The organism is Chryseobacterium sp. (genome assembly GCF_019236175.1).
Classification (GTDB): Bacteria; Bacteroidota; Bacteroidia; order Flavobacteriales; family Weeksellaceae; genus Chryseobacterium.
The window spans coordinates 171,826-185,394 of record NZ_JAFAJM010000024.1; the positions used below are offsets into that span (position 1 = coordinate 171,826).

The window sequence follows — 13,569 nt, forward strand, 5'->3', positions numbered from 1 at the left end:
TAGCCAAAATCTATACAAAATAAAAGCTCTCAGATTTCCTGAGAGCTTTTTTATTTAAAAATAGGTTGAAATTTTATCCAGTTCAAGGTCTTCATAATCCGAAACAACAGTATCTGCTAACGTATAATCCTGATTTTTTGAATGAGGACTTCTGTAAGCTGCACAGAAGATTTTCGCTCTGTGGGCTGCCAAAATTCCATTGGTGGAATCTTCAATGACCATACAGTTTTCTACCGGTTCCCCGGCCATTTCAGCAGCTAACAGGAAGACTTCAGGGTGAGGTTTGGATTCTTTTAAATCGGCCCCGCTGATCTTTCCGCTGAAATATTTCTCAAGTCCGAATTTTCCAAAAACCATATTAATGGTAGTCATTGTTGCTGAAGAAGCCAGAATGAGTTTGATATCATTTTCATAATAATGTTCAATCAGTTTTCTAACCCCCGGAATTAAATCAAATTCTTCATCATTATCGAAATAATTTTTAAAATGAGATCTTTTGATATCAGCCATCGTTTCATAAGTCCGGTTTAAATTGTATTTCTCAATTAATGTTTCAAAGACTCTCTTGGTGGAAGCTCCTGTAAAAGAAGTGTATAGATCTTCGGAAACTGTAATCTCCAACTCATCAAACGTTTTGAAATAGGCTTTTCTATGTAATGGTTCCGTATCTACAATGACTCCGTCCATATCGAAAAGTACAGCTTTTAAAGACATAAAATTAAATTTAAACAAAAATAACTTTTAAAATTCAAAGATTAAACGATTTAAAAAATTAAAAAATCAGAAAGGGAATAAAAAATCATAACGTGTATTGAGCATTTTTACTCAGTTGCTATTTTGTATCTTTGTGAAATATTTTAGTCTTTCAATCATTTAATTTTTTAATTAATAATTATATATGAAAACATACGCAGGAATTCCAGAAGAGAACGCCACGTTAGAGAATTCGAAAGTAATGTTGGTAACTGTTCCTTATGATGGAACTTCAACATGGGGAAAAGGAGCTGATAAGGGCCCTGAATTATTCTTAAATGCTTCTGAAAACATGGAGCTTTATGATATTGAAACACAGACAGAGCCTTACCTTCAGGGAGTTTATTTAGCAGGAGAAGTTTCTGAAAATTCTAGTCCGGAAGCAATGACAGAAGCTGTTTATCAGAAAACCAAAGAGCTTTTGAATAATGAAGGGAAAGTATTTACTTTATTCGGAGGAGAGCATTCTGTTTCTATCGGTTCTATCCGTGCAGTGGGTGAGAAATTTGAAAACCTTACCGTTCTTCAGTTAGATGCTCACACAGATTTACGTCCTGAGTTCCACGGTTCTACTTCTAACCACGCTTGTGCTGTGTTTGAAGCTAACCAGAAGCATAACTTAGTTCAGGTGGGAATCCGTTCTATGGATGCTGAAGAAGCTCAATATTTACCGGAAGGAAGAGTATTCTTTGCTCATGAGATTGCTAACAATGAGAACTGGGTGAATGATGTATTGGAGAAAGTTTCAGGAAACGTATATATTACAATTGACCTTGATGCTTTTGATCCTTCTATTGCTCCATCTACAGGAACTCCTGAGCCAGGTGGATTACAATGGTATCCAACATTAGAACTATTAAGAAAAGTATTCGAAAAATGTAACGTAGTAGCATTTGATATTGTAGAATTAATGGATTCTCCAATGGCTAAGCCTACAGCTTTCCTTGCTGCTAAACTATATTACAAAATGCTTGCTTATAACGATATTTATAACAACAACTAATATTCCGCAAGAATCGGATTTTTTCTGCCGTATATTCTTAGGAAATTTGTGAGGTAAAAACAGAATACAATGTCCACACAAAATCAAATAGATTATAACAGAATTGCTAAAGCGATAGCATATATCCAGAGCAATTTCAGGCTTCAGCCAAGTTTGGAGGAAGTGGCAGAAAATATTCACCTGAGTCCGGCTCATTTTCAGAAGATATTCACGGATTGGGCAGGAACAAGTCCGAAAAAATTTTTGCAGTTCATCAGTCTTGAACATGCAAAGAATTTATTGAAGGAAGAAAAAGCAAGTCTTTTCGATACGGCTTATGAAACAGGGTTTTCCAGTACAAGCAGACTTCATGATCTGTTTGTAAAAATAGAAGGAATGTCTCCTGCAGAATATAAAAACGGAGGAAAGAATCTTGTCATTAATTATAGTTTTTCAGAAAGTCCGTTTGGAAATGTAGTGGTTGCTTCCACAGAAAAAGGAATCTGCTATATGGCTTTTGAAAACGATAAAGAAACAGCATTGGGAGATTTGAAACATAAGTTTCCCAATGCTTCTTTTTTTGAAAAACAGGATGTACTTCAGAAAAATGCATTATCTATATTCGATAAAGACTGGACGAAGCTCAATACCATCAAACTTCATTTAAAAGGAACCGATTTTCAATTGAAAGTATGGGAAAGTTTACTGACAATTCCTATGGGAAAATTGTCTACTTACGGAACGCTGGCAGAAAAAATAGGAAATCCTAAAGCTTCAAGAGCAGTGGGAACTGCCATCGGGAATAATCCTGTAGCTTTTCTGATTCCTTGTCATCGTGTTATTCAGTCCACAGGACACCTCGGAGGATATCGTTGGGGAAGTGAAAGAAAGCAGCTTATTATGGGTTGGGAAAGTTCACAGATGTATTCGTAATACAATCCTTTGTGGTTTAAACTTGATAGAACGAAGAATGTATGAAGCAGTATGTATCAGTCTTCATATACATTATACATCCGATATTATACTTGTACAAAATTATGGAAAGCTTATTCGAAGAAATATCAGATGATCCAATCAATATACTTCCGCATGATGGAACAGCTCATTATTACGGGAAAGTTTTTTTAAAAGAGAAATCTGATTTTTACTATCATTATCTGTTGAATCAGATTCCGTGGGAACATGACGAAGCTGTGATCTTCGGGAAGCTTATTCTCACAAAACGAAAAGTTGCCTGGTTCGGAGAAAAAGCTTTTGAATATACCTATTCAAACCGGACTAAGTATGCTAAATTCTGGACTCCCGAACTGCTGGAATTAAAGCAGAAATGTGAAGAAGTTACCGGGGAAACCTATAATTCCTGCCTGCTTAATCTGTACCATGACGGTAATGAAGGAATGGCTTATCACAGTGACGGGGAAACTGACCTTAAAAAACACGGAGCTATTGCTTCGCTTACATTCGGAGCAGAAAGGAAGTTTCTGTTCAAACATAAAACAACGAAAGAAAAAGTGGAAATCTTTCTGGAAAACGGAAGTTTATTAGTAATGAAGGGAACGACACAGGATCATTGGCTTCACAGGCTTCCACCGACGACAAAGGTAAAAACGCCAAGAGTAAATCTTACTTTTAGAACGATTGAAGAATAAAATGCCTGTTTTATCAATAGATGTAGACTAAAACCCTCTTAAATATCTTTAGGCAAAATATAAGAAAGATTCAAAAAAAAAGCTGCTCACCTGAACAGCTTTTTTTAGTTTATTTTAGAATGTCAGCTTCAATAGAACTGTCACCGTATACTTTAATAAATGCTTTGGTATAATCTTCCTTGGAAGCAAAGTTTGGGTTATCCATAAATTTCTGCGGATTGATCGCAAAAAGCGGAAACCAGGTGCTGCTGATCTGAATCTGGATCTTATGTCCTTTTTTAAAAGTGTGAACAACATCCTGAAGTCGGAAATTAACTGCCGTTTTTTGATTAGCAACCAATGCTTCTCCCTTTTCTCTTGAGTTCCTGAATCTTGCAGGCATTATTTCACTTCTTACCATCTGGTGATAGTTTCCGTAAATCACACCGTCTTTCTTTTCCAGAGGTTTGAAATCTTCAGGATATACATCGATCAGTTTTACTGCAAAGTCAGCATCAGTAGAGGAAGACGAAATATTAAGTTTTGCCATAATTTCTCCTGCAAAAGCAATATCTTCCGTTAGCACATCTGTAGTAAACGTAAGCACATCAGGTCTTCCCTCTGCGAATCTCTGATCTTCAGACATATAATTTTTGGGAGTAAAACCATTAAAATCCTTTAAATGATCGGAACTTAAGACCGGATTTTCCGGATCACTGTAATATTCGGAATATCCTTGTCCTGAAGTTTTTTTCAGGGTCTTATCTGCTAAATAAAAATTAACCTTTTGTGCATTCTTAGGAGGATAAGAAGCAAATTCTTTCCATTCTTTAGCACCGGTGTCATACATCAGAGCTTCAGGAAGCCCGGCGTCTTCTTTGGTATTCCCCTTCAGATAATGGTTAAAGAATTTGGTTTCAACATTTTTCTGATAATACGTAGCAATACTGTCCCCAAAATAGGTTTCACTATGGAAGTGTTTCCCTTGTTCCTGAGACCAGCCACCATGAGAGAAAGGTCCCATTACGATTGTGTTTTTGGCTTTAGGGCTTGTCTTTTCAATCGTTTTATAAATATTCAATGGTCCTGAAAGGTCTTCTGCATCAAACCATCCGCCCACTGTCATTACCGCATGGCTGATGTTCTTCAGATGAGGAAGAAGACTTCTTTTTTGCCAGAATTCATCATAATTGGGATGATTCATAATTTCAGTCATAAAGAAATTATTTTTGTAATATTTCTCATAACCCTCTTTAAGGGTTCCCAGTTCTCTGTAGAATTTCAGGCCGTCCTCGGAAGTCTGCTTAATGAAAGAATCCATATACCACGCCTGATTTTCCGGTTTTGTTTTCTGAACTCCGAAAACAGGAAGGGTTCTGAAGTATCCCAGCATAAATCTTCCGTTATGAAGAAAGTCGTCATTCCAGAAATCAGAAATCGGAGCCTGAGGAGAAGAGGCTACTAAAGCGGGATGCTGAGCCAAAGTTCCTACAGCAGTATAGAATCCAGGGTATGAAGTTCCGAATTGTCCTACTTTGCCATTGTTGTCTTTCACGTTTTTCAAAAGCCATTCGATGGTATCGTACGTATCTGTGCTCTCATCCACATCTTTTTTTGTTTTGCGCTCCACTTGTGGAGTCATATTGGTAAAAGTCCCTTCACTCATGTATCTTCCGCGTACATCCTGATACACAAATATGTATTTGTCTTTCATCAGATAAGCATTCGGACCTACTTTGGTTTTGTATTCATTTTCACCATAAGGTGCAACACTGTAGCAGGTTCTCTGCATCAGAAAAGGATATTTGTTCTTATTCGAAATATCTTTCGGGATATATACGGAAGTGAAAAGTTTTATTCCGTCACGCATCGGAATGTAAAATTCTTTCTTGGTGAAATTATCCTTAACGAAACTGTCTTTCTGTTCCGTTTTCTGGGCTTTCCCGAGAAGGAAAAAAAGCGTAAACAAAATTGAAAAATGGATTTTCATAAATAAAATTTACGGCTAATTTAAACATAATAATGCTGCTGTAATGCTTTATGGTGTTAATCTTCCTTCAAAAAGTGAAATAGGTTTGTATTTTATTAAATATATTTAATCGGGTAGAAAATTTGTCACAATTGGATTTCAAAAACTTATGACAATTATTTACTTGTTTTTCATTTTTTTACCGGCAAATTTATTGAGTTTCATACTCAGTGAAAACATAATGTATCGTTTCAGGATCAGATCTTCACGATCTTCAAAATAAGAATCTGTAATGGTTCTTTTCACACTTTGATTTTGGTTCAGTACATCATAAATTTTCACTTTTGCCGTAAGTTGCTTTTTAAAGAATGAATATCCGACACTGGTGTTCCAGAAATAAAAATCCTTTTTGAATCCCGGAGCAATATTAGAATTGGTATTGTATTCAAAGTCATTTCCAAAAACAAATCTGCTTTGGAAAAGATAATTAGTGAGTTCCAGTCTTAAAGACTGATTGGCTGTATTGACCCTGTCAACACTGTAATTGGAATAATTTGAGAAACTGTATCCTAGTCTGTAGGATGGTTTTACGGTAAACTTATCTTTGATTTCATAACCCAGATTCAATCCCGGATTAAGATTGTATGAATTGCTTTTAAATGGCTGTCCATTGATAAAACCATTATTGTATGCATAGCTCATATTAAATCTCGGGCTGATGGTCAGTTTGTTGTTATTCCATTTATAAGTTTTACTGAGACCGGTACCCACATTTAAGCTTTTGTTACCACTTATATTATCGTAAGTAATAATCTGTTTCCCCGAATTATCATATTTGGTATAATTGATCACATCATTATTTCTGTACACAAAGCCTATATTGATGTAATAATTAAAATTTTTCACCATATTAAAGCTACTGAAAGTAGCGCCGCTACTGGTTGTCCATGTATTTTTTAAATCAGGATTCCCCGTGAAGGTAGAGAGCGGATTGGATTCATCTTTATAAGGAATCAGCTGTTCTGCACCGGGAATATTAAAACTGGAATAATTGTAAAGATTTAATCTTTTACCCTCCGAGAAAGCATATTGAAAATTTATGGTGTAACGCGGAAGTACAAAATTCTTTTGAAGATCATATTGCTGGCCTTTAAAGACGGAGCCCACCTTCATATCTGAAATGTCAAGTGCTACAGAACTCCAGAGGTTAAGTTTCTTTTTATTAAGAGAATAAGAAAGCTCAGGAGAAAGCTGATTGATCCTTTGGTCCATACTGTTTGAAAGAAGTATATTGTATTTTGAATATTGTCCGGTAGCAGGATCAAAATCACTGAAGTTTCTTGCATCTCTTGAGAGTTTTGAACTGTATTGTAATTCAAGACTTACTGTTGCAGAATCTGAAACCGGTTCCGTATAGCCTGCACTGAAAGTGTAATTATTGCTTTGGTTTTTGTTTTTCTGAAGCTGATCACGATTGTCTGTAGTCGTGCCGGATTCATCATAAAATGTATTCAGTGACTGATTGATTGTATTGCTTTTGGATTCGGAGATGGTACCGTTCATTGTTGCAGAAATCAGGCGGCCTTTTTTCTTGAAATTTTTAGAAAAATAGATATTGGGACTGAAAGTATTTCCTTCAGAATTTGTATTAGTGTTCGATTCGCTTTCATTCAGGAGTTTTCCGTCTCTTAAAGTGGAAGACAGTGACCGGCTGAAGCTGTTATTTTCTGATCTTGAAAAGGAAGGGGAGATATAGATATTGGTCAGAGAATCCAGTTTTATTCTGGCTGAACTGTCAAAACTATAGTCTTTGGATTCATTTTCTCCGCTACTTTCAGAATTGGTTTTGAGCGTGTAATCGGGAAGAAGGGTCGTTCTGGAAACTTTTGAACGGCTTTCCATATTGGAATTCGAGTACTTTAAACTCAGGTTGTCAAGATCTGCATCTTCACCGAATTTGTCATTATAGTTTAGCCCAATCGTACCGGATCTTTGAATTCCCGTACTGTTATTCTGCATCCCGGAGCCTCTGCCGTGTCCCATATTATCAAATACATCATCAGCAGAAATACTTTTCGAATTGATATTGTTGGAGGAAGCTAGAAGGCTGATCTTTGTATTTCCTTTGAAATAACTCAGCAGTCCGCTTCCTTCATACCGTTTATCTGAGCCGTATCCGACAGTAATTCTTGAAAGAAGACCCTTGTTTTTCTTTTCATCAATATTGAAATTAATGGTTGTATTCTGAGATTTCGGTGACCTTCCGCTAAGTTCTTCTTCCTTGGTTTTCGTGGTTGTAAACTGGATATTTTTAATAATATCTGCGGGTAGATTCTGAAGAGCAATTTTTCCGTCTTTATCAAAGAAAGGTTTTCCATTAACCATTACCTGATCCACTTCTTTACCGTTGGCGGTAATTTTCCCGTCATTACTGATTTCTACTCCGGGAATTTGCTTCAAAAGTTCCTCTACTTTACTATCTGGACGTACTTTAATAGCTGATGCGTTGAATTCAATCGTATCGTTTTTTATTTTTACCGGTGCCACGCTAATTTTTACCTCATCAATGGCAATAATCGTTTTTTTCTCAAGTTCTATGTTTCCTAAAGCCAGTGACTGATCAATTTTTTCAAATTTCCTGGAATATGAAAGTTTTTCAGCATCAATTTTCAGAAATGAAGGTTCTTTTACTTCATCTGTTTTTAATGAAAATCTGCCTTCTTTATTGGTGGAAGTATAATTGATAATAGAGGAATCTTTCGCTTTCAGTAAATATATGGTGGCATTTTCAACCGGTTTTTTTCCTAAATCAGATACAGTTCCGTCAATATGTAATTTTTGAGCAGGTACCAACAGAACATTGCATACTAAAATCAGTATCGGTAAGATTTTCTTCATCGGGTCTTTTTCAAAGTGGTAAAAATAAAAAAACATCCCAATATTTAGGTACTTATCATGATGTTTATAAACTTCTTTTCAAAATATTTGTTTTTTTATAAGATCTGACAAGAAATTGATTGAAGTAAGAATTTACAAGATTATTTTTTTTCTGCAAATTTGTTCAGTGACATACTCAGGGAAAACATAATGTATCGTTTCAGGATCAGATCTTCACGATCTTCAAAATAAGAATTGGTAATTGTTCTTTTCACACTTTGATTTTGGTTCAGTACATCATAAATTTTCACCTTTGCTGTGAATTGTTTTTTATAAAATGAATATCCGAGACTGGTATTCCAGAAATAAAAATCTCTCTTGAAACCTGAGGCAATAGTAGAGTTGGTGTTGTATTCAAAATCGTTTCCGAATAAGAGATTGCTTTTGAAAAGGTAATTTGTAAGCTCTAGTTGTAGAGATTGGCTGGTTGCACTCACTTTATCTATACTATAATTGTTATATTTTGAGAAATTATATCCAATTTTGTAAGAGGGTTTGACAGTTATTTTATCTTTAAGTTCATAAGTAAGACTCAATTCGGAGTTAAAGGTATATGAATGAGTTGTGAAAAGCTGCCCATTGATAAATCCCTTATTGTAGTAGTATTGCATAATGAAACGGGGATTGATCATAAGTTTATTTTCTTTCCACTTAAAATTTTTACTATAACTTCCTCGTAACCCAATACTCTTATTACCACTTATATTGTTATAAGTAACAAGCTGTTTTCCCGAATTATCATATCGGGAATAATTGGCAATATCATTATTTCTATAACCGAAATCAATATTAAAAAAGTAGTTTGTGTTTTTTATAAAATTGTAATTATAGAAATAGAGAGAACTGTTGTTTGTCCAAGTGTTTTTAAGGTTGGGATTTCCGGTGTACGTTATGAAAGGATTAGAGGTATCCAGATAAGGCGTCAGCTGTTCCATTCCCGGAATGGTTAGCATGGAAGAGTTATAAAAACGTAAACTATTATTTTCGGATAGAGAATATTGAGCATTTACCACATAGCCAGGAAGTACAAAATTTTTCTGAAGGGCATATGATGTATTATTATACACGGAATTAATTTTCATATCTGAAATATTCAGATGGGCTGTAGCTGAAATATAGAGTTTATGTTTAATAAGGTTAAACGAAACTTCCGGAGTGACCTGATTAATTTTTTGTTCCATACTATTGGATAATGCTACACTCTGAACAGAATATGTTTCTGTAGTGGGATCAAAATCATAAACATCTCTTAAATTACCATTCTGTTTAGCACTATAACGTATATTGATGCCTATTTTGACAGAATCTGAAACAGCTCTGCTATATCCTGCAGAAAATTGATATTCATTGCCTTTTATCTTATTTTTTGAAAGTTGGTTTCTGTCATCATTAGCATCCGTCCCCTGATAAAATCTATTTTGTGAAGTATTGATACTGTTTCTTTTGGATTCCGTAATAGTACTATTCATTTCAAAAGAAAGCATGTTGCCTTTTTTTTTCAGTTTTCTGTAAATCTGGATACTGGGAGTGAAGGTATTGTCTTCAGAACCAGTTGTGTTATAAGAGTTGCTGTCATTAAGAAGTATACCGTCTCTCAATGTTGAGGAGCTTGATCTGCTAATACTAAAACTTTCTGTTCTTGTAAAAGTGGGAGAAAAATAGATATGGGTTAAAGAATCAATTTTAATATCAGCTGTTGTTTCAAAATTATATTGTTTGAATTCATTTTTGCCATTACTTTCAGAGTTATTCTTCAGTGTGTACCCAGGGAGAAGGGTACTTCTTGATCCTTTAGATTGGCTTTCAGTATCAGAGTTGGAATATATAAGGCTAAGCGTATTCAGATCCGTGTCCTTACTTAGCTTATCACTATAATTGAAGCCTATGGTTGTAGATTTCTGGATACCCGGACTATCATTACCCGATGATAGTATCGAGGAGTTTCTTGCATATCCCATACTGTCAAAGACCTCATCATTTGAGAAGCCCTGAGAGTTTATATTATTGGACGAAGCAAGAAGACTGATTTTGGTATCCTTTTTAAAGTAGTTCACAAATCCACTGCCTTCGTAACGATTATCGGATCCATATCCCAATGTAAGTCTGGATAAAAGACCTTTATTCTTTTTTTCATCAATATTAAAATTAACCGTTACTTTGTTGGATTGCGGAGCATTTCCACTCAGTTCTTCTTCTTTTGTTTTGCTGGTGGTAAACTGAATATTTCTAATAATATCAGCAGGAAGATTTTGAAGAGCTATTTTACCGGTTTTATCAAAAAAAGGCTTTCCATTAATCATAACCTGATCTACCTCCTTTCCGTTTACTGTGATTTTCTTATCATTACTTATTTCTACCCCCGGAATCTGCTTCAGTAATTCATCTATTTTGCTGTCTGGGCGTACCTTGAGGAATGATGCGTTGAATTCTATCGTATCTTTTTTTATTTTTATCGGAGCTACAGATATTTTTATTTCATCAATATTAACAACCTGGTTTTTCTTAAGTTCAATATCTCCTAATGATACAGGGCTACTGATTTTTTCAAATTTTTTGAAATAAGAAGTTAATTTTTCTGCATCTATCTTCAGAATTGAATGTTCCTTTAGCTCATCAGTTTTTAATGAAAATTTACCTTCTTTATTGGTTGCGGTATAATTGATAATAGATGAATCTTTTTCTTTGAGTAAATATACTGTAGCATGTTCTACAGCTTTTTTTTCAGAGCTGTATACTTTGCCTTCAATATATAAATGTTGGGCACGTATGAACATGAGATTGCCCATCAGCATCAATAGCCACAGAATTTTTTTCATCGGTTTTTTTTGGAAGATACAAATAAAAAAAAACATTCCTATGTAGGAATGTTTCTATAATTTTTGTAGAAAAATATTATTTTTTACATAAAGATTATGCTCTCAGATATCTGGAATACGCATATCCTTCCTGGCCATCGGCAGTTTTTACTTTCCACCAGTCGTCAGAAGTCTGCTCAATTAAAGTTACTGAAGATCCTTTTGCAGCTTTTCCTACCACAGCAGCTTCCGTAGAAGGCTCCTGTCTGATGTTAAGGTTCGATTCTTCAGTTGCTACTGTTAAAGCAGCTCCTGAAGCCAAACCGGCTACCTGTACATCGATATTGATATCTGAAGCAGAATAAGTAGAATCAATAGCTCCTAAAGCATTCCATACTGCATCTTTTGCCGCAGTGTTAGATGCATTTCCGGAAACATATAAAATTCCGTCCTGCTCCTGAACCTGAAGGTTTGAAATTCCTGCAGACTGTGCTGCTGAAACTACGCTTGAATATTTATCTTGTAATTCGCTCATCTTAAATTATTTTACAATTAGGTTATTGTTATACTTCCCGATTTTCAAAGCATCCACAGATTCTTTGATTTTTCTTGCCTGTAAGCTGGAAACGTTCCCGGTAAGGGTAAGTTCTCCGTTTACTACTTCTACTTTTACAGACGGGAAATCTTTTACAGCATCCTGTACTTTTTTCTGAACAGCAGGATCTACAGCAGATTTAGTTTCAACCGGTGTCGCTGTAGGCGCAGCAGCTGCTATAGTAGACATATCCATTACGTCTTTTACTCCGCTGATCGCTTTTAATTTTGCAATCATCGCATCTTTAGACTGTTGGTCAGCGAAAGTTCCGCTTAAGTGAGCTACACCTTCTTTTACTTCAACAGAAGCATTGGGATTAGAAGTTACTACTGTGGTAGCCTGAGTCTGAAGATCGGCATCAGAAACTTTCTTTTTGCAAGAAACTGCTCCGAAAGATACAGCTACAGCTAATGCAGCCATTGCGATAGTTTTTTTCATATTGTATATTTATTAATGTTGTTATACAATCAAATGTAATAATAAAATTTATACCAAAGGAATAAAAATTCAATAAATGTTTCTTAAATTTTTTGCAATATTTTCTAAACCAATGAATTAATTTTTATGTTTCAAAAGCTTAATGCGACATTGAACTCAATTTGAATAAAATCTTCTGCCAATTCAAAAACCATTATATTTGCGCAAATTGAACTATATATATGAAAGGACAAAATAAACTTTTTGTAGCGATTGTCATTGCCCTTATTCTGGGAGTCGGAATCGGAGGCATAGTACACGTGAAATATCCGGAAAGTGCAGAACCTTTTTCCAAGAACATCAAATTGTTAGGAACTGTTTTCATCAGACTGGTACAAATGATTATTGCGCCATTGGTATTTACGACTCTTGTTGTGGGAATTGCCAAAATGAGTGATATCAAAATGATCGGAAGAGTAGGAACAAAAGCAATGCTTTGGTTTATTTCCGCCTCTCTGGTTTCCCTTTTTATAGGATTGATGCTGGTGAACTGGCTGGAGCCGGGACATGTAACCAAGCTGCCGGTACAGGATGTTGCATCTGCTGATGAACTTCTTAAAAGCAGTAAAAGTTTTTCCATGGAAGACTTCGTAAAGCACATGATCCCTAAAAGTTTATTTGAAGCCTTCGCTACCAATGAAGTATTGCAGATCGTAGTATTTGCCATTATGTTTGGGGTTGCCCTGGCTAATTTGGGTGAAGAATACTCAAAACCGGTAGTCAAGCTTTTTGACATTATAGCCCATGGAATCCTTAAAATGGTGGGGTATATCATGTGGTTTGCTCCACTTGGTGTATTGGGAGCCATTGCAGCGGTAGTAGCCACCAATGGTTTTGAAATATTTAAAGTATATGCAATTTACCTTAGAGACTTCTTTTTTGCATTAGGAGTACTTTGGCTGGTTCTTTTACTGGTAGGCTATTTCATTTTAGGTAATCGTCTTTTCGATTTATTGAAGAGAATTAAAGAACCATTATTAATCGCCTTTTCTACAACGAGTTCAGAAGCCGTATTTCCTAAACTGGTGGAAGAACTTGAGAAATTCGGGTGTAACAGCAGAGTGGTATCCTTTATTTTACCTTTAGGATATTCTTTCAATCTTGACGGAAGTATGATGTATATGACATTTGCTTCCATTTTTATCGCACAGATCTACGGGATTGAAATGACCCTTGGACAGCAGATTACAATGCTTCTCGTACTTATGCTTACCTCAAAAGGAATTGCCGGGGTACCGAGAGCTTCTTTGGTTATTATCGTAGCCACATGCTCCATGTTCGGTATTCCGCCGGAAGGAATTGCACTGATTCTTCCAATCGACCATTTCTGTGATATGGGAAGAAGTATGACCAACGTGTTAGGAAATACACTGGCTACTTCTGCAGTATCAAAATGGGAAGGGCAGCTGACAGAACCTTTGGATAAAATTTAA

At 35.5% G+C, this 13,569-nt stretch carries 10 protein-coding genes; 4 read left to right on the plus strand and 6 right to left on the minus strand.

Going from position 1 to position 13,569, the window contains the following annotated elements; all coding sequences use genetic code 11:
• Nucleotides 1-54 precede the first annotated feature (54 nt).
• A complete protein-coding gene (locus tag JO178_RS20720) occupies nt 55-714 on the minus strand; it encodes an HAD family phosphatase (RefSeq protein WP_291940106.1) in 660 nt (219 codons plus the stop codon).
• A gap of 184 nt (nt 715-898) precedes the next feature.
• Here JO178_RS20720 and speB point away from each other — a divergent pair, with 184 nt between their 5' ends.
• The 3 genes from speB (at nt 899) to JO178_RS20735 (ending at nt 3,384) form a co-directional block, all read left to right on the plus strand.
• Complete coding sequence (speB, locus tag JO178_RS20725) at nt 899-1,756, plus strand: agmatinase (RefSeq protein WP_264517161.1); 858 nt, start codon at nt 899-901, stop codon at nt 1,754-1,756.
• A 69-nt stretch (nt 1,757-1,825) separates the two neighbouring features.
• Nucleotides 1,826-2,668 carry a methylated-DNA--[protein]-cysteine S-methyltransferase gene (locus JO178_RS20730; protein WP_291940109.1) on the plus strand — a complete coding sequence of 281 codons (843 nt, stop codon included), beginning with the start codon at nt 1,826-1,828 and terminating at the stop codon, nt 2,666-2,668.
• 104 nt (nt 2,669-2,772) lie between these two features.
• On the plus strand, nt 2,773-3,384 hold the full coding sequence (locus tag JO178_RS20735; protein ID WP_291940110.1) for an alpha-ketoglutarate-dependent dioxygenase AlkB: 612 nt from the start codon (nt 2,773-2,775) through the stop codon (nt 3,382-3,384).
• A 109-nt stretch (nt 3,385-3,493) separates the two neighbouring features.
• Here the strand turns inward: JO178_RS20735 and JO178_RS20740 are convergent, their stop codons facing one another.
• The 5 genes from JO178_RS20740 to JO178_RS20760 form a co-directional block, all read right to left on the minus strand.
• Nucleotides 3,494-5,353, minus strand: a complete 1,860-nt coding sequence (locus JO178_RS20740) for a CocE/NonD family hydrolase (RefSeq protein ID WP_291940112.1) — start codon at nt 5,351-5,353, stop codon at nt 3,494-3,496.
• 159 nt (nt 5,354-5,512) lie between these two features.
• Nucleotides 5,513-8,230, minus strand: a complete 2,718-nt coding sequence (locus JO178_RS20745; RefSeq protein WP_291940113.1) for a TonB-dependent receptor — start codon at nt 8,228-8,230, stop codon at nt 5,513-5,515.
• 140 nt (nt 8,231-8,370) lie between these two features.
• The gene (locus JO178_RS20750) at nt 8,371-11,085 is read right to left on the minus strand and encodes an outer membrane beta-barrel protein (RefSeq protein WP_291940115.1); all 2,715 of its coding nucleotides are present in this window, start codon (nt 11,083-11,085) and stop codon (nt 8,371-8,373) included.
• A gap of 94 nt (nt 11,086-11,179) precedes the next feature.
• Complete coding sequence (locus JO178_RS20755) at nt 11,180-11,599, minus strand: SH3 domain-containing protein (RefSeq protein ID WP_291940117.1); 420 nt, start codon at nt 11,597-11,599, stop codon at nt 11,180-11,182.
• 6 nt (nt 11,600-11,605) lie between these two features.
• Nucleotides 11,606-12,097 (minus strand): BON domain-containing protein, encoded by a 492-nt coding sequence (locus JO178_RS20760; protein ID WP_291940119.1) that lies wholly within the window; start codon nt 12,095-12,097, stop codon nt 11,606-11,608.
• Between the two features lie 221 nt (nt 12,098-12,318).
• Between JO178_RS20760 and JO178_RS20765 the strand changes: the two genes are divergently transcribed.
• Nucleotides 12,319-13,569 (plus strand): cation:dicarboxylase symporter family transporter, encoded by a 1,251-nt coding sequence (locus JO178_RS20765; protein ID WP_291940121.1) that lies wholly within the window; start codon nt 12,319-12,321, stop codon nt 13,567-13,569.